This window comes from Halomonas aestuarii (assembly GCF_001886615.1).
Lineage (GTDB): Bacteria > Pseudomonadota > Gammaproteobacteria > Pseudomonadales > Halomonadaceae > Halomonas > Halomonas aestuarii.
Window position 1 is genome coordinate 2482228 of record NZ_CP018139.1, and the last position, 26311, is coordinate 2508538.

General features: G+C 67.1%; 21 protein-coding genes. 16 read left to right on the plus strand and 5 right to left on the minus strand.

Annotated elements, in window-relative coordinates; all coding sequences use genetic code 11:
* Positions 1 to 97 precede the first annotated feature (97 nt).
* Positions 98 to 1915 carry a DNA primase gene (dnaG, locus tag BOX17_RS11580; protein ID WP_071944700.1) on the plus strand — a complete coding sequence of 606 codons (1818 nt, stop codon included), beginning with the start codon at positions 98 to 100 and terminating at the stop codon, positions 1913 to 1915.
* Positions 1916 to 2157: 242 nt separating this feature from the next.
* Positions 2158 to 3999 carry an RNA polymerase sigma factor RpoD gene (rpoD, locus tag BOX17_RS11585; protein WP_071944702.1) on the plus strand — a complete coding sequence of 614 codons (1842 nt, stop codon included), beginning with the start codon at positions 2158 to 2160 and terminating at the stop codon, positions 3997 to 3999.
* A gap of 88 nt (positions 4000 to 4087) precedes the next feature.
* Here the strand turns inward: rpoD and BOX17_RS11590 are convergent, their stop codons facing one another.
* Both BOX17_RS11590 and BOX17_RS11595 read right to left on the minus strand, forming a co-directional pair.
* Positions 4088 to 4738, minus strand: coding sequence for a hypothetical protein (locus BOX17_RS11590; protein ID WP_071944704.1), 651 nt, complete (start codon positions 4736 to 4738; stop codon positions 4088 to 4090).
* Positions 4739 to 4802: 64 nt separating this feature from the next.
* A complete protein-coding gene (locus tag BOX17_RS11595; RefSeq protein ID WP_071944706.1) occupies positions 4803 to 5735 on the minus strand; it encodes a LysR substrate-binding domain-containing protein in 933 nt (310 codons plus the stop codon).
* A 183-nt stretch (positions 5736 to 5918) separates the two neighbouring features.
* Between BOX17_RS11595 and BOX17_RS11600 the strand changes: the two genes are divergently transcribed.
* From BOX17_RS11600 to BOX17_RS11625, 6 genes are all read left to right on the plus strand, one after another.
* Entirely contained in the window at positions 5919 to 7298 is a 1380-nt protein-coding gene (locus BOX17_RS11600) for an L-serine ammonia-lyase (RefSeq protein WP_071944708.1), read from the plus strand.
* Positions 7299 to 7645: 347 nt separating this feature from the next.
* Positions 7646 to 8422, plus strand: a complete 777-nt coding sequence (locus BOX17_RS11605) for an ABC transporter ATP-binding protein (RefSeq protein ID WP_071944709.1) — start codon at positions 7646 to 7648, stop codon at positions 8420 to 8422.
* On the plus strand, positions 8419 to 9165 hold the full coding sequence (locus tag BOX17_RS11610) for an ABC transporter ATP-binding protein (RefSeq protein WP_071944711.1): 747 nt from the start codon (positions 8419 to 8421) through the stop codon (positions 9163 to 9165). Before BOX17_RS11605 ends, BOX17_RS11610 begins: the two co-directional genes overlap by 4 nt.
* Positions 9166 to 9253: 88 nt before the next feature.
* Complete coding sequence (locus BOX17_RS11615) at positions 9254 to 10474, plus strand: ABC transporter substrate-binding protein (RefSeq protein WP_071944713.1); 1221 nt, start codon at positions 9254 to 9256, stop codon at positions 10472 to 10474.
* Between the two features lie 58 nt (positions 10475 to 10532).
* Positions 10533 to 11420, plus strand: a complete 888-nt coding sequence (locus tag BOX17_RS11620; RefSeq protein WP_071944715.1) for a branched-chain amino acid ABC transporter permease — start codon at positions 10533 to 10535, stop codon at positions 11418 to 11420.
* Between the two features lie 4 nt (positions 11421 to 11424).
* Entirely contained in the window at positions 11425 to 12408 is a 984-nt protein-coding gene (locus BOX17_RS11625; RefSeq protein ID WP_071946841.1) for a branched-chain amino acid ABC transporter permease, read from the plus strand.
* A gap of 72 nt (positions 12409 to 12480) precedes the next feature.
* On the opposite strand, the gene BOX17_RS11630 is transcribed toward BOX17_RS11625, so the two are convergent.
* Positions 12481 to 13371, minus strand: coding sequence for a LysR family transcriptional regulator (locus BOX17_RS11630; RefSeq protein WP_071944716.1), 891 nt, complete (start codon positions 13369 to 13371; stop codon positions 12481 to 12483).
* 127 nt (positions 13372 to 13498) lie between these two features.
* On the opposite strand from BOX17_RS11630, the gene BOX17_RS11635 reads away from it, so the two are divergent.
* The 3 genes from BOX17_RS11635 (at position 13499) to mtgA (ending at position 16300) form a co-directional block, all read left to right on the plus strand.
* Entirely contained in the window at positions 13499 to 14608 is a 1110-nt protein-coding gene (locus BOX17_RS11635; RefSeq protein ID WP_071944718.1) for an S-(hydroxymethyl)glutathione dehydrogenase/class III alcohol dehydrogenase, read from the plus strand.
* Between the two features lie 19 nt (positions 14609 to 14627).
* Positions 14628 to 15482, plus strand: coding sequence for an S-formylglutathione hydrolase (fghA, locus tag BOX17_RS11640; RefSeq protein WP_071944720.1), 855 nt, complete (start codon positions 14628 to 14630; stop codon positions 15480 to 15482).
* Between the two features lie 116 nt (positions 15483 to 15598).
* Complete coding sequence (gene mtgA, locus BOX17_RS11645) at positions 15599 to 16300, plus strand: monofunctional biosynthetic peptidoglycan transglycosylase (RefSeq protein WP_071944722.1); 702 nt, start codon at positions 15599 to 15601, stop codon at positions 16298 to 16300.
* Here the strand turns inward: mtgA and BOX17_RS11650 are convergent.
* Positions 16282 to 17205 (minus strand): DMT family transporter, encoded by a 924-nt coding sequence (locus tag BOX17_RS11650; RefSeq protein ID WP_071944724.1) that lies wholly within the window; start codon positions 17203 to 17205, stop codon positions 16282 to 16284. The genes mtgA and BOX17_RS11650 overlap by 19 nt on opposite strands.
* A gap of 444 nt (positions 17206 to 17649) precedes the next feature.
* Here BOX17_RS11650 and dctP point away from each other — a divergent pair, with 444 nt between their 5' ends.
* The 5 genes from dctP (at position 17650) to BOX17_RS11675 (ending at position 24535) form a co-directional block, all read left to right on the plus strand.
* The gene (gene dctP, locus BOX17_RS11655) at positions 17650 to 18813 is read left to right on the plus strand and encodes a TRAP transporter substrate-binding protein DctP (protein WP_071944725.1); all 1164 of its coding nucleotides are present in this window, start codon (positions 17650 to 17652) and stop codon (positions 18811 to 18813) included.
* Positions 18814 to 18959: 146 nt separating this feature from the next.
* A complete protein-coding gene (locus BOX17_RS11660; RefSeq protein WP_071944727.1) occupies positions 18960 to 21158 on the plus strand; it encodes a TRAP transporter large permease subunit in 2199 nt (732 codons plus the stop codon).
* A 139-nt stretch (positions 21159 to 21297) separates the two neighbouring features.
* Positions 21298 to 21714: a DUF4168 domain-containing protein gene (locus BOX17_RS11665; protein ID WP_071944729.1), complete on the plus strand. Its 417-nt coding sequence runs from the start codon at positions 21298 to 21300 to the stop codon at positions 21712 to 21714.
* 192 nt (positions 21715 to 21906) lie between these two features.
* A complete protein-coding gene (locus tag BOX17_RS11670; RefSeq protein ID WP_071944731.1) occupies positions 21907 to 23811 on the plus strand; it encodes a DUF294 nucleotidyltransferase-like domain-containing protein in 1905 nt (634 codons plus the stop codon).
* Position 23812: 1 nt separating this feature from the next.
* Positions 23813 to 24535: a 3'-5' exonuclease gene (locus tag BOX17_RS11675; protein ID WP_071944733.1), complete on the plus strand. Its 723-nt coding sequence runs from the start codon at positions 23813 to 23815 to the stop codon at positions 24533 to 24535.
* 101 nt (positions 24536 to 24636) lie between these two features.
* Here the strand turns inward: BOX17_RS11675 and BOX17_RS11680 are convergent, their stop codons facing one another.
* Positions 24637 to 26310 carry a BCCT family transporter gene (locus tag BOX17_RS11680; RefSeq protein WP_071944735.1) on the minus strand — a complete coding sequence of 558 codons (1674 nt, stop codon included), beginning with the start codon at positions 26308 to 26310 and terminating at the stop codon, positions 24637 to 24639.
* Position 26311: the final 1 nt, after the last annotated feature.

Sequence of the window (26311 nt, forward strand, 5' to 3'; positions counted from 1 at the left end):
CCTGGCCCCAGCCGTCTCAAGAGGGACGCCAAGCGGCCGCCTAACGGTGGCCGCTTGTTTTTCGACGTCTCCTTCCCGCTGCCCGCAGGTTGCCCCCATGTCCGGTCAGATCCCCCAGCGCTTCATCGATGACCTCCTGGCCCGTGTCGACGTGGTCGAGGTCGTCGGCGAGCGCGTGAAGCTGAAGAAGGCCGGCCGCAATCATTCGGGGCTCTGCCCCTTCCATCAGGAGAAGTCGCCGTCGTTCACCGTCAGCGCCGACAAGCAGTTCTATCACTGCTTCGGCTGCGGGGCCCACGGCAATGCCCTGCGATTCCTGATGGAGTACGACAAGCTGCGCTTCCCCGAGGCCGTGGAGCAACTGGCCGGGCGACTCGGCATGGAGGTGCCCCGCGAGGGCGCCGACGACCCGCGGGCTCAGGCCCGCGAGCGCAAGCGCAAGGAGGGGGTCAACCTGCTGGAGCTGTCGGCCAGCTTCTATCGGGAGCGGCTGAAGATGCCGGAAGGGGAGGCCGCCCGCCGGTACCTGGCCGACCGAGGGCTGTCGCCCGAGGTCCAGCAGACCTTCGGCATCGGCTGCGCCCCGGCCGGCTGGGAGGCGCTCAAGCGCCACCTGTCGGAGCGCGGCATCGCCGAGGCGGTGCAGATCGAGTACGGCCTGCTGATCCAGCACGAGGAGAGCGGCAGGACCTATGACCGGTTCCGCGACCGGGTGATGTTCCCGATCCGCGACGTCCGCGGGCGCACCATCGCCTTCGGCGGGCGCGTGCTGGGCGATGCCAAGCCCAAGTACCTCAATTCGCCCGAGACGCCGGTGTTCCACAAGGGGTGCGAGCTCTACGGTCTCTTCGAGGCTCGCCAGGCCAACCCGCGGCTCGAGCGGGTGGTGATCGTCGAGGGCTACATGGACGTGGTGGCGCTGGCCCAGTTCGGGATCCGCAACGCCGTGGCCACCCTGGGCACCTCGACCAGCGAGGAGCACCTGAGTCGGCTGTTCCGCATGGTCAGCGAGGTGGTGTTCTGTTTCGACGGCGACCGCGCCGGGCGCCAGGCCGCCACCCGGGCCCTGGAGACGGTGCTGCCGCAGATGATCGACGGGCGCCAGGCGCGGTTCATGTTCCTGCCCGAGGGCGAGGACCCGGATACGCTGGTGCGCCGCGAGGGGCCGGAGGCCTTCGAGGATCGCATCACCTGCGCGAGCCCCCTGTCGGAGTTCCTCTTCGATCACGCGGCCGAGGGGCGCGACCTGGCCACCATCGAGGCGCGGGAGCGTTTCGCCAGCCAGGTCCTGGCGGCCATCCGCCAGTTGCCGGAGGGCGTGCTGAAGTCCCTGCTGCTGGGGGAACTCTCGCGGCGTACCGGCGTCGATCAGTCGCGCTTCGAGGCTCTCGTCACGCCCCGCGAGGCGCCGGAGAACGAGCAGCGGGGGCCGGAGGCCGAGTCCGTCGAAGAGCCGGTGTCACGCCCCGAGCCGGGCCACGGCAGGGGGCGCCAGTCCCTGAGCCTGATGGGGCGCGTCCTGCAGCTGCTGGTGCACGAGCCGCGCCTGGTGGAGCGCCTGCCCGTGGAGGCCGACTGGTATCCCGAGGCGGACCCGGAAGCGCGGCTTTGCCGCGAGGTGGAGCGGCTCCTGCGGGCCGGTCGCTACCGCAGTGCCCAGGTGCTGCTTGCCCACTTCCACGGCACGCCCGAGGGAGAGCGGCTGGCCACGCTGGCGCGTCGTGAGCTGCTGATTCCGGCCGGGGCGCGGGCCGCCGAACTGGACGGGCTGGTCGAGCATTTCCGACGGCACCGGCTGAGGCCCTCGCGTCAGGAGGAAGTCGATGCCCTGCTGTCCAAGCAGCAGAGGGGAGAGCGGCTCTCCCAGGAGGACCGGCAGCGACTGATGGTGCTGCTGGCCGAGCTGAAGGGATGAAACGGGAGCCGCTTTGAGCCCGGGAAATCCGGCAGTGGGGTTGAATTTCCTGCCGTCATCACCACATACGAGGAAGGTGCCTTCGAGAGGCGCAACCTCACAACCTAACACACCTGAATGACCGCGCAAACACATCAAACTGGCAGGAAAGTGGTCTTACCCGCTATACTGTCCGGCTTATCGAGTTTTCACCGCCTCAGTACTTCAGGTGCTTCATTCTTCTTCGTCGAGATAGGGTTTCTATGGCTGGAAATGCGCAGCAGCAGTCACGTCTGAAGGAGTTGATCGCGCGCGGCAAGGAACAGGGCTTCCTGACCTATGCCGAGGTCAACGACCACCTTCCCGAGGATATCGCCGACCCGGATCAGGTGGAAGACATCATCGGCATGATCAACGACATGGGCATCAGCGTCGTCGAGGAAGCCCCCGATGAAGACACCCTGATGATGTCGGATCACTCCACCGACGAGTCGGCGGCCGAAGAGGCCGTGGCCGCGCTCGCCGCCGTGGAGAGCGACGTCGGCCGCACCACCGATCCCGTGCGCATGTACATGCGCGAGATGGGGACCGTCGAGCTGCTGACCCGCGAGGGCGAGATCGAGATCGCCAAGCGGATCGAGGAGGGCACCCGTGAGGTGATGTCCGCCCTGGCCTACCTGCCCGGTGCCGTCGACTCCATCCTCGACGCCTATGACGCGACCCAGGACGAGGAGGCCCCGGGCCGCCTCTCCGATCTGTTCTCCGGCTTCATCGACCCCGATGAGGGGATCCCCGGCGTGGCCGAGGCGGAAGTGCCCGAGGAGGAGCCCCGGGACGAGTCCGAGGGCGATGAAGACGACGACGATACCGAGGCGGAGGAAGAGAGCGTCGGCGGTCCCGACCCCGAGGAGGCGCGCGCCCGCTTCGAGCAGATCCGCGAGCTGAACGCCGCGGCCCAGGCGGCCATCGAGGCCCATGGTCGCGCCTCGAAGGAGGCCCAGGAGGAGCTGGCACGCCTGGCGCAGCTGTTCTCGCCGATCAAGCTGGTGCCCAAGCACTTCGAGCGGCTGGTGGGCCAGGTGCGCATCAGCGTGGAGCAGGTGCGCGCCCAGGAAAAGGCGATCATGCAGCTGTGCGTGAAGAAGGCCAAGGTGCCGCGCAAGACCTTCATCAAGGCCTTCCCGGGCAGCGAGTCGCGTCTCGAGTGGCTCGACGAGTTCGCCGAGGCCAACTCGAAGTATGCAGCGCGGCTGGAGCCGCTGCGGGGCGACATCCATCGCTCCCAGCGCAAGATCGCCTTCGAGGAGGAGATGATCCAGCTGCCGGTGACCGAGATCAAGGAGGTCAACCGTCGCCTCTCCATCGGCGAGGCCAAGGCCCGCCGGGCCAAGAAGGAGATGGTCGAGGCCAACCTGCGCCTGGTGATCTCCATCGCCAAGAAGTACACCAACCGTGGCCTGCAGTTCCTGGACCTGATCCAGGAGGGCAACATCGGCCTGATGAAGGCCGTGGACAAGTTCGAATACCGTCGCGGCTACAAGTTCTCGACCTACGCCACCTGGTGGATCCGCCAGGCGATCACCCGCTCGATCGCCGACCAGGCCCGCACCATCCGCATCCCGGTGCACATGATCGAGACCATCAACAAGCTCAACCGCGTCTCGCGGCAGATGCTTCAGGAGATGGGTCGCGAGCCGACGCCCGAGGAGCTCGGTGAGCGTCTCGAGATGCCGGAGGACAAGGTCCGCAAGGTGCTCAAGATCGCCAAGGAGCCGATCTCCATGGAGACGCCCATCGGTGACGATGACGACTCGCACCTGGGGGACTTCATCGAGGACGGCACGATCCTGCTGCCCATCGACTCGGCGACCGGCGAGGGGCTGATCGAGGCCACGCGCAACGTGCTCGGCGGCCTGACCGCCCGCGAGGCGAAGGTGCTGCGCATGCGCTTCGGCATCGACATGAACACCGACCACACCCTCGAGGAGGTCGGCAAGCAGTTCGATGTCACCCGCGAGCGGATCCGCCAGATCGAGGCGAAGGCGCTGCGCAAGCTGCGTCACCCCAGCCGCTCCGAACCGCTGCGCTCCTTCCTCGACGAGTAGTCGCCGGCGCGCTCCCGCAGACGACGCCCGCAGCCCATGGCTGCGGGCGTCGTCGTTTGCGGGGTGGCGTCTTCCGGAGCAGCCCCGCTCAGCCGTGGGCGCGATGCCAGTGGCGCGCCAGCAGGGCCAGTTCGACCATGGCGATCAGGATCAGCGCATAGCCGAACAGCTCCACCACTTCCTCGGCGGCATTCTTGAAGGTGCGCACATAGTCCTCGCGGAGGATCACCTGCCACATCTCGCTGCGGCCATAGAGTCGCGAGAAGACGTAGGTGGTCAGAAAGCCCGCGGCGAAAAGGCCGAAGGAGAAGCTGTTGGCGAAGCCCGCGAACTCTGCCGCGAATGCGCGGCGGCGGCGGATCACGCCATGGAGGATCGGCAGGATGATCAGCGCCACCAGCAGCTGCCAGGCGCCGTCGAAGACGCGGGCATCCAGCAGGGCGTCCTGCTCGCGCACCAGGGAGCTCGTCATCAGGGCGAGCAGCAGCAGGCTCACCTGCGGCAGCTCACGAAGCACGACCCTGACGTAGAGCAGCAGGAGTGTCGAGGCTGCCAGCAGGGCGGTCTGGGCCAGTTCGGTGAAGCCCCATTCCGAGAAGTGGGAGCTGGGCAGGTAGAGGGCCTCCAAGTAGATGCCCTGGGCGATGCCGGCCACCAGCAGGATATAGAGGCTGGCCCTCAGGCAGGTGGCGGCGAAGCCGATCGGCTGCGGGCGCGCGTGGGTGGGGCGGGGTGACATCGTGAGTCCGTTCCAGCATGACATCCAGGTAACCTTCATTCTAACGTCGCTGTCCGCGGCATGCCTACTCGCCCGGCCCGTCCGGGGCGCGCCGCGCCTCCTCGACGATCCAGTCGTGCACCGCGGCCACCCGGCGGTCGTCCAGTGCGCCCGGCGCGTGGACGATGCCGTAGCGCATGCCGGTCGGCACGCGCTGGGCGAAGGGGGCGATCAGGGCGCCGCTGCCCAGCTCTCCCCGGATCAGGGTCTGGCGGGCGATGGCCACCCCCATGCCGGCGATGGCCGCCTCCATGGTCAGGTGGTTGCGGTTGAAGGTATAGCCCCGGCGCAGGTTGAGAGGGGGAGCCTCGATGGCGTCGAGGTAGCGCTCCCACTCGGCGTGCTCATGGCTGCCGCGCCAGGCCGTGACGTCGTGCAGCAGCGGATACCAGGCCAGGTCGGCCGGATGGCGCAGGGGCGGTCGTCCGCGGAGCAGGGCGGGGGCGCAGACCGGGAAGATCCGCTCCTCCATCAGCGGCGTGATGGAGAGCCCGGGGGTGTGCCCATCGTTGAGGTCCAGGGCCAGGTCGAAGTCGCCGTCGCGCAGCGAGACGCTGCTGTCCTCGGCGGTGACGTGCAGTTCGATGTCGGGAAAGCGCGCCTGCAGCCGGGGCAGGCGCGGCATCAGCCACTTGTGCAGGAAGGAGGGCACCGAGCGCAGCCGGATCACCCCGCTCATCACCCCGCTTTGCAGCCGCCTGACCTCGAGCCCCACCGCCTGGTAGGCCTCGTCCACCACCGACGCCAGGCGCCGCCCCTCCTCGGTCAGTTCCAGCCGGCGCGGCAGTCGGCGGAACAGCCTGAACCCCAGTCGCTGCTCGAGTTGCTTGATCTGCTGGCTCACCGCGCCGGTGGTCACGTGCAGTTCCTCGGCCGCCCGCGTGAAGGACAGGTGACGGGCGCTGACGGCGAAGACCTTCATCCAGGCGTGGGTCTGGGCATTCAGGAGACGGCTCATGGTTTAGAAATTCTATACCATGCGCGAGATATTCTCGATTGCCGGGGCGATGGATCGCCGCCATGATGAGGAAAACTCTCGGCAAGCGTCGAGTGGCTTTAGCCTGACTGACGCATCGACGTCAGCCCGGCAGCCCCGACCCTTGATGCCGGCACGCGCCGGCCCCCGACACGAGGCATCCCCATGGCAATCAGCGTCTTCGACCTGTTCAAGATCGGCATCGGCCCGTCCAGCTCCCACACCGTCGGCCCCATGCAGGCCGCCCACGACTTCGTGCAGGCGCTCAAGCGCCGCGAGCTGCTGGAGCGCGTGGCCCGGGTCGAGGTTCACCTGCACGGCTCCCTCTCCGCCACCGGCAAGGGCCACGGCACCGACCGGGCCATCATCATGGGCCTGATGGGCGAGCGCCCGGAGCAGATCGACCCGGCCATCGTCTCGCCGTGCATCGAGGAACTGCTGGAATCCCGGGCCCTGCTGCTCGACGGCCGCCTGGCGATTCCCTTCCTGTGGACCCGGGACCTGCAGTGGCACGACGAGAGCCTCGACTACCACCCCAACGCCATGACCCTGGTGGCCCATGGCCACGCCGAGGAGCTCTACCGCAACACCTACTACTCGGTGGGGGGGGGCTTCGTGATCGATGCCGACCAGGCGGCCCGGGGCGAGCTCGACTGCGACACCACGGCGCTGCCCTACGATTTCAACAGCGGCGCCGAGCTGATGGCGCTGTGCCGGCTGCATGGCCTGCGCATCAGCGAACTGATGATGGAGAACGAGAAGGCCTGGCGCAGCGAGGCCGAGGTCCGCGCCGGCCTCTGGCGCATCTGGGAGGCGATGCAGGCGTGCGTCGACCAGGGGCTGGCCGCCGAGGGTATCTTGCCCGGCGGGCTCGAGGTCAGGCGCCGTGCGGCGACCCTGCACCGTCGACTGAAGGCCACGGACGGAAATCAAGGCCTGATCGCCTCTACCTTCTCGGCGATGGACTGGGTCAATGTCTTCGCCCTGGCCGTCAACGAGGAGAATGCCGCCGGCGGGCGGATGGTCACCGCGCCCACCAACGGGGCGGCGGGCATCATCCCGGCGGTGCTGCACTACTACATGAAGTTCCAGTCCGATGCCTGCGAGCACAACGTCGTGGACTTCCTGCTGACCGCCGGCGCCGTGGGCATCCTGTGCAAGAAGAACGCCTCTATCTCCGGCGCCGAGGTGGGCTGTCAGGGCGAGGTGGGCTCGGCCTGCGCCATGGCGGCCGCGGGGCTCACCGAGGTCATGGGCGGCACCGTGGGGCAGGTGGAGAATGCCGCCGAGATCGGCCTCGAGCACAACCTGGGGCTCACCTGCGACCCGGTGGGCGGCCTGGTGCAGGTGCCCTGCATCGAGCGCAACGCCATCGCCTCGGTCAAGGCGATCAACGCCGCCCAGATGGCGCTGGGGGGCGATGGCGAACACTTCATCTCGCTGGACAAGGCGATCCGTACCATGCGCGACACCGGCGCCGACATGCAGGACAAGTACAAGGAGACGTCCCGCGGCGGTCTGGCCGTCAATGCCATCGAATGCTGACGACGTCCCGAGCCGGCGGTCGGTCGGGCCGCCGGGCAGCGCAGGCGCGATGTCCCGGCGGGGCATCGCGCTTTTTTTTGTCGCACGTGTTCGTCCGATATCGTTTGCAAGCTATTGATAGCGCGGGCGTCTACACCATTGGTCGAGTTCCGTCCTTCTCCTGTTGCCCTGGCGTCGCCTCTCATCTAGTTTACGTTAACGTAAAGTGCAGAGTGTTCTCCGGGGCTGCCTGATAATTGCAACACGGGCCCTCGCTGCCGGCACCGCGCCAGAACAACGACAACGGCCGACAACAACGACAACAGCATCAACGGCGGATCGCGCCAGCGATCCAGAGAGGACGAAACATGACCCAGGAGTTCATACTGGAAACTCGCGGGTTGACCAAGGAGTTCCGTGGCTTCACCGCCGTGGACGACGTCAACCTGCAGGTCCGGGAAGGGCATATCCATGCCTTGATCGGCCCCAATGGGGCCGGCAAGACCACCGTCTTCAACCTGCTGACCAAGTTCCTTCCGCCCACCCGCGGCGAGATCCTGTATCGCGGCAAGCCGATCACCGGCATGAAGGCCAACGAGATCGCGCGGCTGGGGCTGGTGCGCTCCTTCCAGATCTCGGCGGTATTCGCCCATATGACCGCCATGGAGAACGTGCGGGTGGCGCTGCAGCGTCGCCTCGGTACCTCCTTCCACTTCTGGAAGTCCGAGCGCAGCCTCGAGCACCTCAACGACCGAGCCCTCGAACTGCTCGACGAGGTCGGCCTGCGGGACTATGCCGACGTGCTCACCGTGGAGATGCCCTACGGGCGCAAGCGGGCGCTGGAGGTGGCGACCACCCTGGCGCTGGATCCCACCCTGATGCTGCTCGACGAGCCGACCCAGGGCATGGGCGCCGAGGACGTGGACCGCATCGTCGAGCTGATCCGGCGGGTCTCGAAGGGCCGCACCGTGCTGATGGTGGAGCACAACCTCAGCGTGGTCAGCCGCCTGTGCGACCGCATCACTGTGCTGGCCCGCGGCAGCGTGCTGGCCGAGGGCGACTACGAGGCCGTCTCCCGTGACCCGCAGGTCCGGGAGGCCTACATGGGCAGCGATGCCGCGGCGGAAGAGGAGGCCAGCGCATGAGCCAGGCAGCAGAGACGCTCGCCGAATTCCAGGACCGCGACGGCGCCGAGATGCTGCGGGTCAGCGACCTGCACGCCTTCTACGGCGAGTCGCACATCCTGCACGGCGTCGACTTCGACGTGAAGCGCGGCGAACTGGTGACCCTGCTGGGCCGCAACGGCGCCGGACGCAGCACCACCCTCAAGTCGATCATGAACATGGTCGGCCAGCGCACCGGGTCCATCGTCATCAACGGCACCGAGACCCTGGCCATGAAGCCGCACCGCATCCCGCGGCTCGGCGTAGGCTACTGCCCCGAGGAACGCGGCATCTTCGCCAGCCTCGACGTCGAGGAGAACCTGCTGCTGCCCCCCACGGTGCGCAGCGGCGGCATGGGGATCGACGAAATCTATGCGATGTTCCCCAATCTCTACGAGCGTCGCCGCAGTCAGGGCACCCGCCTCTCGGGCGGCGAGCAGCAGATGCTGGCCATGGCCCGCATCCTGCGGACCGGGGCCCGGATGCTGCTGCTCGACGAGATCACCGAGGGGCTGGCGCCGGTCATCGTCCAGACGCTGGGCGAGGTGTTGGTCAAGCTCAAGGAACGGGGCATGACCATCGTGCTGGTGGAGCAGAACTTCCGCTTCGCCGCCCCCCTGGCCGACCGTCACTTCGTGATGGAGCACGGCCGTATCATCGAAGAGATCAGTGCCGCCGAGCTTCCCTCGCGGCGCGAGCACCTAAACTCCCTGCTGGGGGTGTGACGGCCGCGCCGTCCCGCCCTCGGTCCATGCACCGCAACGCACCTGCATCGACAACAACAAACAGCCCCCCGGGGCCACGGAGATGAACATGACCTTCAACAGGAAGACCCTCGCCAGCAGCATCGCCCTTGCCGCCGCCACCCTGGTCGCCAGCAGCGCCCAGGCACAGATGAGCGACGACGAACTGCGCATCGGCTACCTCGCCGACATGTCCGGCACCTATCGCGACCTGGCCGGTCCGGGCGGCCTCGAGGCGCTGAAGATGGCCGTCGAGGACTTCGGCGGCGAGGTCAACGGCGTGCCGATCGAGGTCTTCAGCGCCGATGACCGCAACAGCGCCGACGTCGGTGCCAACACCGTGCGCGGCTGGATCGACCAGGAGAGCGTCGACCTCGTCGCCGGCATGGTGGCCTCCTCGGTCTCCATCGCCGTGAGCAAGCTGCTGGAAGAGGCGGGTGGCCTGGCGATCATCTCCGGTTCCGCGGCCTCGAGCATCACCAACGAGCACTGCACCCCCAACCACATCCACTGGGTCTACGATACCTATCCGCTGGCCAACGGCACCGCCAAGGCCGTCGTCGACCAGGGGGGCGATACCTGGTTCATGCTCACCGCCGACTACGCCTTCGGCCATGCCCTGGAGGCCGACGTCACCAAGGTGGTGGAGGAGAACGGCGGCGAGATCGTCGGCGGCGTGCGCCACCCCTTCCCGACCAGCGACTTCTCCTCCTACATCCTGCAGGCCCAGGGCTCCGGGGCGAAGATCGTCGGCCTGGCCAACGCCGGCTCCGATACCGTCAACGCCATCAAGACCGCCAGCCAGTTCGGGCTGGTGCAGTCCGGCCAGCAGCTCGCCGGCCTGCTGATCTTCCTCAATGACGTCCACGCCATGGGACTCGAGTCCACCCAGGGGCTGCTGCTCACCACCGGCTGGTACTGGGACATGGACGAGCAGTCCCGCGAGTGGGCCGAGCGCTACTTCGAGCGCGTGGGCAGTATGCCGACCATGGTCCAGGCCGGTGTCTACTCCAGCACCATGCACTACCTGAACGCCGTGGACGAAGCGGACACCGACGAGTCCCAGGCGGTCCGCGCCCAGATGGCCGCGACCCCCGTCGAGGACTTCTTCTCCCGCAACGGCTACATCCGCGAGGACGGTCGCATGGTCCACGACATGTACCTCGCCGAGGTGAAGTCCCCGGACGAGTCCACCGGCGAGTGGGACCTCTACACGATCAAGAGCACCATCCCCGCCGACGAGGCCTACCGCCCGCTCTCCGAGAGCCAGTGCAAGCTGGTCCAGAACTGAGCAGGGCCAGACAGGGCGGCGGCCTCGGCCGTCGCCCCTCTGACGGGAGGACCGTGACATGACGATGATTTTCGGGGTGCCGTTGGCGGTGTTCATGGGCCAGCTGATGCTGGGCCTGATCAACGGCGCCTTCTATGCTCTGCTCAGCCTGGGGCTGGCGGTGATCTTCGGGCTGTTGAAGATCATCAACTTCGCCCACGGGGCCCAGTACATGCTGGGAGCCTTCGCGGCGATGCTGGCCCTGGAGTACCTGGGCATCAACTACTGGGCCGCACTGCTGCTGGTACCACTGGTGGTGGGGGCCCTGGGGGTGGTGATCGAGCGCCTGGTCCTGCGGCGCATCGCCCACCTCGACCATCTCTATGGGCTGCTGCTCACCTATGGCCTGGCGCTGATCCTGGAAGGGACGTTGATCAACATCTTCGGGGTGTCCGGGTCGAGCTACCCGACGCCCGAGGCGCTCCTGGGTGGCCTGAACCTCGGCTTCATGTTCCTGCCGACCTATCGCGCCTGGGTGCTGGTGGCGGCGCTGGTGGTCTGCGTGGGCACCTGGTTCGTCATCGAGCGTACCCGGCTCGGGGCCTACCTGCGTGCCGGCACCGAGAACCCGGCCCTGATGCAGGCCTTCGGCGTCAACGTGCCGCAACTGATCACCCTGACCTACGGGTTCGGCGTGGCGCTGGCCGCCTTCGCCGGCGTCCTCGCGGCCCCGCTCTACCCGGTATCGCCGACCATGGGCTCGAGCCTGCTGATCGTGGTCTTCGCGGTGGTGGTGATCGGCGGCATGGGTTCCATCCTCGGTGCGGTCCTCACCGGGCTGGCCATGGGCCTGATCGAGGGCCTCACCAAGGTCTACTACCCCGAGGCGGCCAACACCGTGATCTTCCTGGTGATGATCCTGGTGCTGCTGCTACGCCCCGCGGGACTCTTCGGCAAGGAGGCATGACGTGATGGCCACGACCCAACACCTCACCCCCGCCATGCAGCGCCAGCGCAACGCGCGGATGCGGCGCAACATGCTCTATCTCGTCCTGATGGCGCTGGCCCTGGTGGCACCGCTCGCCATCTACCCGGTGTTCCTGATGAAGGTGCTGTGCTTCGCGCTGTTCGCCTGCGCCTTCAACCTGCTGCTGGGCTATGCCGGGCTGCTCTCCTTCGGCCATGCGGCCTTCCTGGCCACCGGGGGCTACTTCACCGGCATCATGCTCTCGAGCTACCCGGGCCTGACGCCGGAGGCCGGCATCCTGATCGGCACCCTCGCGGCGGTGGTACTGGGCACCTTCTTCGGCGTGCTGTCGATCCGTCGCCAGGGCATCTACTTCGCCATGGTGACCCTGGCGCTGGCCCAGATGATGTTCTTCTTCTTCATCCAGGCGCCCTTCACCGGCGGCGAGGACGGCCTGCACGGCGTGCCGCGCGGGGAGCTCTTCGGGCTGATCAGCCTCTCCGACAACCTGCCGATGTACTACTTCGTGCTGGCGGTCTTCGTGATCGGCTTCGCCATCATCCAGCGCACCGTGCACTCGCCCTTCGGCCAGGTGCTCAAGGCGATCCGCGAGAACGAGCCTCGGGCGGTCTCGCTAGGCTACAACGTGGACGCCTACAAGCTGGTGGCCTTCGTGATCTCCGCGGGGCTCGCGGGCCTGGCGGGGTCCACCAAGACGGTGGTGTTCCAGCTGGCCTCGCTGACCGACGCCCACTGGCACATGTCCGGCGAGGTGATCCTGATGACCCTGCTGGGCGGGGTGGGCACGCTGTTCGGCCCCGTGGTGGGCGCCGGCCTGGTGGTCAGCCTCCAGACCCAGCTGGCGCAGTCGCCCCTGGGCAACTGGGTGAGCGTGATCCTCGGCGCGATCTTCGTGATCTGCGTGCTGAGCTTTCGCAGCGGCATCGTCGGCGAGATCGGCAAGCTGGTGCGCAAGAACTTCAAGTAGGGCCGAGAGGCCACGTCGACACAGGGCGCCCCGAGGGGCGCCCTGTGTCGTTCTGGAGTCGTTCTGTTGCCCTCAGCGACGCCCCGGCAGCTGGGCGGGGAGATGCTCGGCCAGGAAGTCGATGAACTGGCGGATCTTGGGGGAGCGATGGCGGTGTCGCGGGGTGACGGCCCAGACCGCGCTGTCGTCGTGGCGGTAGGCGTCGAGCACCGAGACCAGCTCGCCGCTGGCCAGGTGGGGGTCCACGTAGTAGTCGGGCAACTGGGCCAGCCCCAGGCCCTTGAGGGCGGCATCCAGCAGCGCCGGCCCCGAGTTGCTCTCCCAGGGGCCCTCGACCCGCACCTCACGCCGCACGCCGTCCACCGCGAAGCGCCAGTGGTCCCGCGAGCCCACCAGGCAGCGATGGTGGGCGAGCTCGGAGAGGGCGTGGGGCTGGGGCCGACGGGTGAAGTAGGCCGGGGAGCCGACCACATGCTCGCGGCGCTCGCAGAGCCGACGGGCGATCATCGAGGAGTCCTCGAGGTGGCCCATGCGGATGGCGATGTCGAAGCCCTCGTCGATCAGGTCGACCTGGCGGTTGGTCAGGTGCAGCCGGACCCCGAGCTGCGGGTGCCGGCACTGGAAGTCGTTGACCAGGGGCGCCACGAAGCGCTCCCCGAAGGTGGTGGCCGAGGTCAGGCTCAGGGTGCCGCTGGGGCGGGCCTGGAGGTCCTTCACGGCGGCCTCGGCCTCGCGGAAGCCGTCGAACAGGTGGTGGCAGTGCTGGTAGTAGACGGTGCCGGCCTCGGTGAGACGGATCCGGCGCGTGGTCCGGTAGAGCAGGGTGGTGCCCAGCTGGTTCTCGAGCTGGCTTACCAGGCGGCTGACGTGGGAGCTGGAGACCCGAAGCCGGCGCGCGGCGGCCGCGAAGGTCCCCAGGCGGACCACCTCGATGAAGGCCTCGACCCGATCCCAGCGCTGCATGACGGCTCCTCCCGGCAGGATTGTTGCTGTGTGACAATAATGTTCTGCATTTGATGCAGTTTATCCGGATGGGACGAATTGCCTAGACTGTCGTCAGACTCACCACACACCCAACGAGGAAGATGCCATGAAGTCACGTGCCGCGGTCGCCATGGAAGCCGGCAAGCCCCTGGAGCTCACCGAGATCGACGTCGAGGGCCCGAAGGCCGGCGAGGTGCTGGTGCGCATGGCCGCTACCAGCGTCTGCCACACGGATGCCTACACCCTCTCCGGCGCCGACCCGGAAGGCAACTTCCCGGCGGTGCTGGGCCACGAGGGCGCCGGCGTCGTCCAGGAAGTGGGGCCCGGCGTGACCAGCGTGCGTCCCGGTGACCACGTCATCCCGCTCTATACCGCCGAGTGCGGCCAGTGCAAGTTCTGCCTCTCGGGCAAGACCAACCTGTGCAGCTCGGTGCGCGCCACCCAGGGCAAGGGCGTGATGCCCGACGGGACCTCGCGCTTCTCGCTGGAGGGCAAGAAGCTGCATCACTACATGGGCACCTCCACCTTCAGCGAGTACACGGTGCTGCCCGAGGTGTCGCTGGCGGTGGTCTCCAAGGAGGCCCCGATGGACAAGATCTGCCTGCTCGGCTGCGGCGTGACCACCGGGATCGGCGCGGTGATGAACACCGCCAAGGTGGAGCCCGGCGCCACGGTCGCCGTCTTCGGGCTCGGGGCGATCGGCCTGGCGGTGATCCAGGGCGCGGTGATGGCCAAGGCCAGCCGCATCATCGCCATCGACGTCAATCCCGAGAAGTTCAAGCTGGCCGAGCAGTTCGGTGCCACCGACTTCATCAACCCCAAGGACCATGCCGACCCCATCCAGCAGGTGGTCATCGACCTGACCGACGGCGGCGTCGACTACTCCTTCGAGTGCATCGGCAACGTCAACGTCATGCGCCAGGCGCTCGAGTGCTGCCACAAGGGCTGGGGCGAGTCGGTGATCATCGGCGTGGCCGGGGCCGGCGAGGAGATCTCCACGCGGCCGTTCCAGCTGGTCACCGGCCGGGTCTGGAAGGGGTCCGCCTTCGGCGGCGTGAAGGGCCGCACCGAGCTGCCGGGCTACGTCGACCGCTACATGAAGGGCGAGATCAACATCGACGACTTCATCACCCACGACATGCCCTTCGAGAAGATCAACGAGGCCTTCGAGCTGCTGCATCGTGGCGAGAGCATCCGCACCGTCCTCCACTACTGAGCCATCAGGAGCCTGACCCATGACCATGACCGAACACCTAGAGCTGGTCTCGGCCAACAAGAGCTTCGGTGGCTGGCACAAGCGCTATCGCCACCGTTCCCGGGCGCTGGACTGCGAGATGACCTTCGGCATCTATCTGCCGCCCCAGGCGGAGTCCGGGCGGGTGCCGCTGATGTGGTGGCTGTCCGGCCTGACCTGCACCGACGAGAACTTCATGCAGAAGGCCGGGGCACACCGGGTGGCGGCGGAGCTCGGCATCGCCATCGTCTGCCCGGACACCAGCCCCCGGGGCACCGACCTGCCCGGTGAGGACGACAGCTATGACTTCGGCAGCGGCGCGGGCTTCTACGTCAATGCCACCCGGGAGCCCTGGAAGCAGCACTACCGCATGTACGACTACGTGGCCGAGGAGCTGCCCTCGGTGGTGCGTCAGCACTTCCCGGTCAACGGCCGCGAGTCGATCAGCGGCCACTCCATGGGCGGGCACGGAGCCCTGATCCTGGCGCTGCGCCGCCCCGGCCACTACCGGGCGGTGTCGGCCTTCGCGCCCATCGTCAATCCCAGCGAGACCCCCTGGGGGCAGAAGGCCTTTTCCGGCTACCTGGGGGAAGACCGCGGGCTCTGGACCCAGTACGATGCCTGCGAGCTGGTGGCTCGCGGCGCCTCGAGCCAGCCGCTGTTCATCGACCAGGGCGAGGCCGACGACTTCCTCGAGCAGCAGCTCTGTCCCGAGCGCCTCGAGGCCGTGTGCGCCGAGCATGACCATCCGCTGACCCTGCGGCGCCAGCCCGGCTATGACCACAGCTACTACTTCATCGCCACCTTCATCGAAGAGCACCTGCGCTACCACGCCGAGCGACTGAAGAAGCGCTGAGCGCTCGCAGGCGCGTGCCAGGCTGACAAGCTGCCTCCCTTCGGGGAGGCAGTCTCGTTATACTGGCGGGCATTCACGGAACGGTGAGGGGAGCCCATGGCCGAGCGAGACGCGCAATGAGGGAGTGGCAGCAGCGGGCCTGGCGGGTGCTCTGGCGCACCGTGCTCGGCTTCGTGGCGTGCTCGGTGGTGCTGGTGCTGGTGCTGCGCGTGGTCCCGGTCTTCGGCTCCATGGTGATGGTGGAGCGCAAGGTGCAGTCGTGGATCGCCGGGGAGTCCCTCGATATCCGCCACCAGTGGCGCCCCTGGGAGCAGCTCTCCGACCAGGCCAAGCTGGCGGTGATCGCCGCCGAGGACCAGCGCTTCCCGCGTCATCACGGCTTCGACTTCGAGCAGATGCGCCGCGCCTGGGAGACCAGCCTCAACGGGGGGCGCCTGCGCGGGGCCAGCACCATCAGCCAGCAGACCGCCAAGAACCTCTTCCTTTGGACCGGCCGCAGCTGGGTCCGCAAGGGGCTCGAGGCCTGGTTCACCCTGCTGATCGAGGTGGCCTGGCCCAAGCAGCGCATCCTCGAGGTCTACCTCAACATCGTCGAGTGGGACACGGGGGTGTTCGGCCTCGAGGCCGCCGCTCGCCACTACTTCGGCGTCTCCGCCGACCGGCTGACCGAGGCCCAGGCCAGCCGCCTGGCGGCCATCCTGCCCGATCCCCGCGGCCGCGATGCGGCGCGCCCCGGCCCCCTGGTGGAGCGACGCAGCGTCTGGATCCGCCAGCAGATGCGCAACCTCGGCGGCCCCGCCTACCTCGAACGGCTCTGAGCGCCTCCCGACCGGCTCTTCACCACCAGCACCACCCCGGCGATGGCGATGGCCATGCCGGCCAGCGACAGGGGCGGCAGGCGCTCGTCGAACAGCCACCATGCCTCCAGGGCGGTCACCGGCGGGACCAGGTAGAAGAGGCTCGCCACCCGCGAGGCCTCCCCGCGCCGGATCAGGGCCATCAGCAGCAGGATGGCGCTGATCGACAGCACCAGCACCAGCCACCCCAGGGTCAGCACGAAGGTGGTGGTCCACTCGATCTCCCGCGTCTCGAACAGCAGGGCACCCAACCCCATCAGTGTCCCGGTGGCGAGATACTGCACCACGGTGCCGCCGAGCAGCGGCATGCCGGTGCAGTAGCGCTTCTGGTAGAGGGTGCCCAGCGAGATGCCGGCCAGGGCCACCATCACGCTGACCAGGGCGCCGATCCCGAAGCCCTGGAACAGCGTCTCGCCCGGGTCGAGCTTGCCACCCAGCACCAGGGCGATGCCGGCCAGGCCCATCACCAGCCCCAGCCATTGAACGGCGCCCAGTCGCTCACCCAGCAGCGGGCCGGCAAGCGCCGCGGTCAGCAGCGGCTGGAGCCCCACCAGCAGGGCCGCCAGTCCCGCCGGCATGCCCTGGTAGATGCCATAGAAGACGCCCCCCAGGTAGGCGCCGTGGACGAGCAGGCCCGAGACCGCGATGTGTCCCCACAGCCCGGCGCCCCGCGGCCAGTCCGCCCGCATCAGCAGGGTCAGCGGCACCAGCAGCGTCAGGGTCAGCACGCAGCGCACGAACAGGAAGGTGAAGGGTTCGGCATGAGGCAGGCCGAACTTGGCACCGATAAAGCCGGTGCTCCACAGCGCGACGAAGAGGATGGGCATGGCAGCCAGCGCGGCCTGGCGGTGACGTTCCGATGTCATGTCGGGGGATTCCGGGGTCGGTGAATGGGGCTTCCGGGGTCGATGAATGGGGGCATCATCGCGGGGGAGGGCGCGGGATGCCAATCTCGGGGCTCGTGCTTTGGTCGTAGGCGACGAGCCGGCGGAAAATTGGTCAGACCATGATTTTACCTGTCTAGACAGTACATTGCCTTCATTCATCGCATGGTATGACCAATGGCCCCGGGTCGCTTGCGTTGAAATTGCCTATTGGCCGGGGGCCGTCTTTTCGCTAGTTTTCGCTATGGAAGTCGTTTCCAGATATGTGCGATCTTCTTCTCAGGGTCCTACAGGGATGGTGAGACTGGCATATCGGTCGATCGTCAGCATCACCGGCATGCCCAGATGGCCCAGGGACGACAACAACAAAGATCCGGTCAACGCTCGCGGTGTCGCGGGCGCGCTCAACAATCAGGAGTCCATGCCATGCAAGACGACAAGCAGCCGTCAAGCACCACTACCGTCGACAACGAGGGCGTCAAGGAAGCGTTCAAGACTCCCAGCCGTCGTAACTTCCTGAAGGCCGCCGCCGTTGGTTCCGCCGCTGCCGTCGCCGCGCCGTGGGTCGGCAACGTCCAGGCCCAGGAAGGCATCAACATCCGCATGCAGTCGTCCTGGCCGCCGGGAACCCCGGGCTACCGCATCTTCGAGGAGTGGGCCAAGGGCGTGGGCGAGGCCACCAGCGGCGAGGTCACCATCGAGCCCTTCCCGGCGGGTGCCGTGGCCGGTGCCTTCGAGGTCGCCGATGCCGTGCGCAACGGCGTGCTCGACGGCCAGAACTGGTTCACCGTCTACTGGCCCGGCAAGATGCCGGCCGGCGTGTTCCTGACCGCCTACCCGATGGGCCTCTCGCTGCCCCACCAGTGGGACATCATGTTCGGCGCCTACGGCGGCTTCGACCTCGCCAAGGACCTGTACCGCAAGCAGGGCCAGGAGCTGCTGGGCTATGTCCACCACGACATGAACCTGATCCACTCCAAGAAGCCGCTGCGCAGCTTCGACGACTTCAAGGGCGTCAAGCTGCGCATGCCGGGCGGGATCGTGGCCGAGACCTTCGCCGCCGCCGGCGCGCGTACCACCCTGCTGCCAGGCTCCGAGGTCTATCCGGCCCTGGAGAAGGGCACCATCGACGCGGCCGACTACACCGGCGCGGCCAACAACTACGAGCTGGGCTTCTGGCAGGTGGCGGACTACATCATCATGGGCCCGCCCTCCACCCCCTGCCTGCACCAGGCCGTCGACCTCATGGACATCTCGGTCAACCGCCGCGTCTTTGAGCGCATGTCGACCCAGACCCAGGACCTCATGCACGACCTGGTGGCCGCCTACTCCCGCGAGCACTACGCGGCGATCCAGAAGGCCAACGCCGAGGCCTGGCCGAAGTACAAGGAGAAGGGCGTCGAGATCATCCACCTCAGCGAGAACGACGCCGATCGCTTCCGCGAGGTCGCCGTGCCGCTGTGGTTCAAGTGGGCCAACAAGGACAAGGATGCCGCCCGCCTGTTCAAGGCACACCTCGACACCATGATGGACCCGGCGGTGGCCCTGATCACCCCGGAAGACATCAAGGACTACGAGCTCAACCTGTAACCTGACCTGCTCCACCATGCCGGGTGCTGTTGCCTGCGGGCCGCAGCACCCGGCTTGGGTAGAGTGACCACTACTGATCCCGCATCCCGTCGACTCGATGTTCCGTTGCCATCGCCGGGAGGTGATGGTGTCGCGGAGGAGTATCCATGAATTTTGAGATAGATTTTGTCCTGCCGCACTGGCTCTACTGGTCGGTGTTGCTGTTGCTGCCGCTGGTGGTGATGTTCTTCGTCGACCGCAGCTTCCGTCGTGGGGGCCACATCGACGGCGGTGACACCGCCGAGGTGCCCGCCGGCGAGGAGGTCGAGGTCGGCTACCAGCCTCCCGGCAACCTGTTCACTGCCATCGTCGACCGCATTTCCGGGTTCTCCGGCCGCTACGTGGCCTACTGGGCACTGATCGCACCCTTCGCTTTCGCCTACGAAGTGCTCGTCCGCTACGCCTTCAACTCGCCGACCAACTGGGTGCATGAGTCCATGACCCTGATGTTCGGCATGCAGTACCTGATCGCGGGGGCCTATGCCCTGCGCGAGGGCGGTCATGTCCGCGTGGACATCCTGTATCAGCGTGCCAAGCCCCTGAACAAGGCGGCGCTGGACCTGACCACCTCGGTGTTCTTCTTCATCTTCACCGTCGCGCTGATGGTCACCGGCTGGAAGTTTTTCTCCCAGTCCGTGAGCGATGCGTACTTCTTCGGCTCCAGCTACGCCAACGAGACCTCCTTCACCGAGTGGGCCATCCAGTTCTACCCGGTCAAGTTCATGCTCTTCTTCGGGGCCCTGCTGCTGCTGTTCCAGGGCTTCGGCCAGCTGGTCCGCGACTTCCAGTCGTTGTGCCATCACTGGCGCCTCCACGAGGGCGCCCGAAACTTTGCCCGTGTGCTGCTGACCATCGCCGTCGTGCTGGCGGCCTGGACGATCTTCGAGATGGTCAACGTCGCGGTGACCGACTACGACAGCCTGGCGGGAAGCATCGAGAACAGCCTCGGTTCCGTCGGCATCGGCGCCCTGACGCTGGTGATGTTCGGCTCGCTGATGGTGGTGCTGGTGGCGGGCCTGCCGCTGGCCTTCGTCACCGGTGGCCTCGGCGTGGTCTTCCTCTACCTGGTGGGCGACCAGGCGATGCTGAACCTGATGCCGTCGCGCATCTTCCCGATGATGACCAACTACCAGCTCTCGGCCATCCCGCTGTTCATCTTCATGGCCTCGGTGCTGGAGAAGGCCGGCATCATCGAGGAGCTGTTCGATGTCGTCTACAAGTGGATGGGCGGCCTCAAGGCGGGCCTGGCCATCGCCACCGTCATCGCCTCCACCCTGCTGGCCGCCATGGTCGGCGTCATCGGCGCCGCGGTGGTGACCATGGGCCTGATCGCCCTGCCGGCGATGCTCAAGCGCAACTACGACCCGGAGATCGCCATCGGCTCGATCATGGCAGGCGGTACCCTGGGCATCCTGATCCCGCCGTCGATCCTGGCGATCATCTATGGCGTCATCGCCCAGCAGTCGGTGGGTGAGCTCTACCTCGGCTCGCTGATCCCGGGCCTGATGCTGGCCTTCATGTACGGCTTCTACTGCTGGCTGCGCGGTACCCTGAACGTCAACATGGCGCCTCCGATGCCGGTCGAGGACCGGGTCGACATGAAGGAGAAGCTGCGTCTGCTGCGCAACATGCTGGCGCCGATCATCCTGGTGGTCCTGGTGCTCGGCATCATCTTCACCGGCATCGCGACGCCCGTGGAGGCGGCCGGCATCGGCACCTTCGGTTCCCTGATCGTGGCCGCCATGCACCGTCGCCTGACCTGGCCGAACCTGCATGCGGCCTGCATGACCACCCTGGTGGCCTCGGCGATGGTGATGTGGATCATCTTCGGCGCCAGCATCTTCGTCGGCTTCTACATCCTGCAGGGCGGTCAGCAGTTCGTGCAGGAGCTGATCTCCGGCGCAGGCCTCGGTCCCTATGCGGTCCTGGCCCTGATGATGGTGCTGCTGGTGGCGCTGGGCATGTTCCTCGACTGGGTCGGCATCCTGCTGCTGGCCGTGCCGATCTTCGTGCCCCTGATCCAGGGACTGAGCTTCACCGGCGTGTTTGGCCTGCCCGGGGTCGACCCGGCCGATGTCTCGCTGTGGTTCGGCGTCATCTACCTGGTGAACATGCAGATGTCCTTCTTGAGCCCGCCGTTCGGCTATGCGCTGTTCTACATCAAGGGGGTGTGCCCGCCGCACATCACCATGGCGCAGATCTTCAAGTCGTCCTTCCCGTTCCTGGGGATCCAGGCGCTGGGCCTGCTGCTGGTCATCCTGTTCCCGGCCCTGGTGACCTGGCTGCCCAACCTGGCCTATGGCTAGGAGGCGGTCGGGACTGCCACAATGCACGACGCTCCCCTCGGGGAGCGTCGTCTTTTCAAACCGTTACACGACAAACCTGAACCCTCGACGCGATGGCTCGTCTGATCGGGGGCACACTCAAGACATTCTGGAGGTATTCATGCAACGGATGACTGCACTGTTCTCGGCCGCGCTGCTCTCTCTCGGCCTCGCCGCCACCCAGGCACAGGCCCAGCAGGACGAGGCTGCGGCCAACAACGCGGAACAGGCGCAGGCCACCGCGCCGGCTCAGGACTTCTCCGATTCCCAGCTTCAGCAGTTCGCCGATGCATCCAAGGAGATCGCCGTGATCTCCCAGGAGTACACCAAGCAGCTGCAGGCCGCGGAAGGCGAGCAGGCCCAGGAGGACGTGCGCAAGGAAGCCAACGACGAGATGGTCAAGGCCGTCCAGGACAGCGGTCTCGAGGTGGATACCTTCAACGCCATCGGCCAGGCCATCCAGCAGGACCCGGAGCTGATGCAGCGCGTGCAGGAAATGGCCAAGGCCAGCACCGCCAGCGAGGGCGAGAACTCCTAAGCCGAGTCTCCCCGCACGCGGCCGATCCGTCGGCCATCGACAGGCCACCCCGTGGATGAAACGGGGTGGCCTTTTTCGTGTCGGGCCGGATCCCGGCAGGCGTACCGGGGGGAGCGGGGGCGCCGTCCGCCTTTACAGCACCGGAAGGCCCCCGCAGACTGGTCCCATGCCCACCGCTCGGGAGTCATGGACATGGACGTGGAACTGCTGGAGATTCGCCACCACATGGGGCGGTTTCCCCCCTTCGACCGGATCTCGGACGAGCTGCTCGACGAGCTGGCCAGTCAGGTGGACGTGGCCTATTTCAAGGCCGGCAGCGACATCCTGGTGCTCGACCAGGAGGTTCACGACCTCTGCTACATCCGCAGCGGGGCGGTGGAGGTCTATCGCCGCGGCGGCGAGCTCTACAACCGCCTGGGTGAGGGCGACATCTTCGGCCACTTCAGCCTGCTGCGAAACCGCCGGGTCCGCTTTCCTGCCCGGGCCATGGAAGACACCCTGATCTACTTCATTCCCGAGTCGGTCTTCTACCAGCTCTGCGAGGCCGATGCGCACTTCGCCGACTTCGTGGAGGTGGAGCGCCCGCGGCTCGAGTCGACGGTGGAACAGGACAAGAAGCAGAACGACATGATGATCACCCGGGTCCGCAAGCTGCTGACCCGCTACCCCCTGATGCTGGAGGCCAGCACCACCGTCCAGGAGGCCGCCCGGCAGATCACCGAGGCCCAGGCCTCGGCGGTGCTGGTGCTCGATGCGCCGAGCGACACCCCGCGCTATACCTTCCGCGACAGCGAGGGGCGCGCCTGGCAGGTCACGGGCATCCTCACCGACAGCGACTTCCGCAAGCAGGTGGTGGCCGCTGGGCGCCCCGCCGACACCCCGATAGGGGAGGTGACCGGTCATCGCCTGGTCGCCGTCCAGTCCGACGAGTCGGTCCATGAGGCCATGCTCTGCATGCTGCGCAACAACATCCATCACCTGCCGGTCATGCACCGTCGCTCACCGGTCGGCATCGTCCACCTCTCTGACATCATCCGCTATGAGACCCACTCGAGCCTCTACCTGGTCAGCAACATCTTCCACCAGTCCAGCGTCGAAGGCCTCGCCCGCTTGACCCCCGACGTACAGGAGGCCTTCGTCCGCCTGGTCGAGGAGGGCGCCGATTCGCGGATGGTCGGCAGCGCGCTCTCCACCATTGGACGGAGCCTGTCGCGGCGCCTGCTGGAGCTGGCCGAGGCGGAGCTGGGGCCGCCGCCGGTGCCCTACTGCCTGATGGCGCTAGGCTCCATGGCCCGCAACGAGCAGTCCATCGTCACCGACCAGGACAATGCCCTGGTGCTCTCCGACGACTTCGACCCCGCGCTTCACGACGACTATTTCCTCACCCTGGCCCGGCGGCTCAGCGATGGCCTGGCCGCCTGCGGCTATCCCTACTGCAAGGGCGACATCATGGCCACCAACCCGCGGTGGCGTCAGCCGCTCGCGGTCTGGAAACGCTACTTCCATGACTGGATCCAGGCGCCCACCCCGGAGCGGCTGCTGCACAGCTCGATCTTCTTCGACCTGGACACCGTCTTCGGCGACAACCCGCTCGTCGAGGAGCTCCAGGACCTGATCGCCGAGCAGGCGCCCAAGCATCCGCTCTTCCTGGCAGCCATGGCGCGCAACGCCGTGAACCGCACCCCGCCACTGGGCTTCTTCCGCACCTTCGTGATGGAGAAGGACGGCAAGCACAACAACTCCATCAACCTGAAGCGCCGGGGCACCGCGCCCATGGTCGACCTGATCCGTATCCATGCCCTGGCCTGTGGTTCACGGGCCCAGAACAGCTTCGACCGCCTGGATGACATCGACCGCACCCAGCTGCTGGCCCCGGGGGTCAGCGACCGGCTGCGCTATGCCCTCGAGTTCCTCAGCATGTCGCGCATCCGCCACCAGATGATCGACCTCCAGCACGAGCAGGTGCCGGACAACAACATCGAACCGGAGAACGTCTCCAATACCGAGCGCCATAACCTCAAGGATGCCTTCCAGGTGCTGAGCAACGCCCAGAAATTCCTCAAGTTCCGCTATCCCATGCCGTCGCGGTCACGCTGAGATGCGCCTTCCCCGACGCAGGCGGCCGGCGGGGCCGAGCTGGCCCGAGTTCCTGGCGCGCCGGGCCGAGCTCGCCCAGGACCCGCCGCTGGCGGGGTTCTTCGCCGCCGGGACCATGGCGCCCGAGACCCCCATTGGCGAGGTGCCCATGGTCGCCCTGGACATGGAGACCACCGGCCTCGACGAGCGTCGCCATGCCATCGTCAGCATCGGCCTGGTGCCCTTCACCCTGGGGCGCATCCGGCTCGCCGAGCGGCGCTACTGGGTGCTGAGGCCCCCGCGGCCGCTGGAGGCGAAGTCGGTGGCCTTCCATCACATCACCCACTCCGACATCGCCCATGCCCCGGACCTCGACGAGATCCTCGACGAGCTGCTGGAGGCCCTGGCGGGGCGGCTGGTGGTGGTGCACTTCCGGCACATCGAGCGCCCCTTCCTGGATGCCGCCGTGCAGGCGCGACGAGGGGAGGGGCTGCTGTTCCCGGTCATCGACACCATGTCGCTGGAGGCCCGCTGGCACCGCCAGTCACCGCTGGCGCGCTTCAGGCGCTGGATCGGCCGGCCCCCGGCCTCCATCCGCCTCTATGACAGCCGGGCGCGCTACGGCCTGCCGGTCTACTCGGGCCACCACGCCCTGATTGATGCCCTGGCCACCGCCGAGCTGCTGCAGGCGCAGGTGGCCACGCACTTCAGCCTCGAGACCCCGGTGGGTGAGCTCTGGACCTGACGGCCCCGCGAGGATCGTGAGGAGCAGACACGAGAAAGGCGGCCCGCAGGCCGCCTTTCTGTTGCTGGCCGACGCCTGTGGCGCCGGGAAGAAGGTTGCCGCTACTTGGCGCGTGGCTCGCTCATCAGGCCCTTGACGATGGCGTAGCAGCCCACCAGCAGCACCAGGGTGAAGGGCAGGCCGGTGGTCAGGGCGGCCGTCTGCAGGGCGCTGAGACCGCCGCCGAGCAGCAGCGCGATGGCGAGGGCACCCTCGATCAGCGCCCAGAAGATACGCTGCGGCTTGGGCGCATCGACCTTGCCACCGGCGGTGATGGAGTCGATCACCAGGGAGCCGGAGTCGGAGGATGTGACGAAGAACACGATCACCAGCACGATCCCGACGAAGGAGGTGATGGTGGTCAGCGGCAGGTACTCCAGCATGGTGAACAGCTGCAGCTCCAGGGCGGCATCCTGCACCTTGGTGATGCCCTGGTTGACCACCTGGTCGATGGCCGTGGTGCCGAAGGCGGTCATCCACACTACCGAGGCCATCGACGGCACCAGCAGCACGGCGATCAGGAACTCGCGCACGGTGCGGCCGCGGCTGACGCGGGCGATGAACATGCCGACGAAGGGCGACCAGGCGATCCACCAGGCCCAGTAGAAGGCCGTCCAGCCCTGGCTGAAGTTGGCGTCCTCGCGCCCGAAGGGCATGGAGAGCGCCGGAAGGTGCGTCACGTAGCCGACCAGGCTATCGAGCACGCCGGTGGCGATCATCAGCGTCGGTCCGACGGCGATCACGAAGGCCAGCAGCAGGAAGGCCAGCACCATGTTGATCTGGGAGAGGCGCTGCACGCCCTTGTCCACCCCCAGCAGGATCGAGCCCAGCGCGACCACGGTGATGCCCATGATCAGCAGGATCAAGGTGGTGTTGGTGTCGGGAAGGCCGAACAGGTAGTGAAGCCCGGCGGAGGCCTGGGTGGCACCGATGCCGAGCGAAGTGGTCAGGCCGAACAGGGTGGCGAAGACCGCCAGGATGTCGATCAGGTGGCCTGGCCAGCCCCAGACACGCTCCCCCAGGATCGGGTAGAAGATCGAGCGCATGGTCAGCGGCAGGCCCTTGTTGAAGGCGAAGATCGCCAGCGACAGGCCGACGATGGCATAGGCGCCCCAGGGGTGAAGCCCCCAGTGGAAGATGGTGGCGGCCATGGAGAGGTCGATGGCGCCGGCCTGGTCGCCCGCGGCGGCCCCCAGCGGCGCCCAGTCGGTCCGCACCCCGTTCTCCACGGTGGTGCCGGCGATGGAGGTGCCGTAGTGCGTCAGGGGCTCCGATACGCCATAGAACATCAGCCCGATGCCCATGCCCGCGGCGAACAGCATGGCGAACCAGCCGAGATAGCTGAACTCCGGCCTGGCGTTGGCGCCGCCGATGCGCACCCTGCCCATCGGCGTGAAGATCAGCACGATCGCCAGGATCACGAAGACGTTGGCGCCGAGCAGGAAGACCCAGCTCAGCTTGGTGGTGAGGAAGTTGAATATGCTGTTGAAGATCGGCTCCAGCTGATCCTGGAGGGCCAGCGTGCCGATCACGAACAGCAGGATCACCAGTGAGGAGACGACGAAGACCTTGCCGTGAAGGTCGACATCGATCCCCAGGGGCGAGGCGGTGATGTTGTCCTGTCCGATCACGTAATCGGTTTCGATCAGGTTGGCCGCACCCTCGGGCGCTGGAATGCCCTCGGTGCCGGTATTGTCCGGCGCCTGGGGCTTGCCGTCATCGTGTTTGTTAGCCACT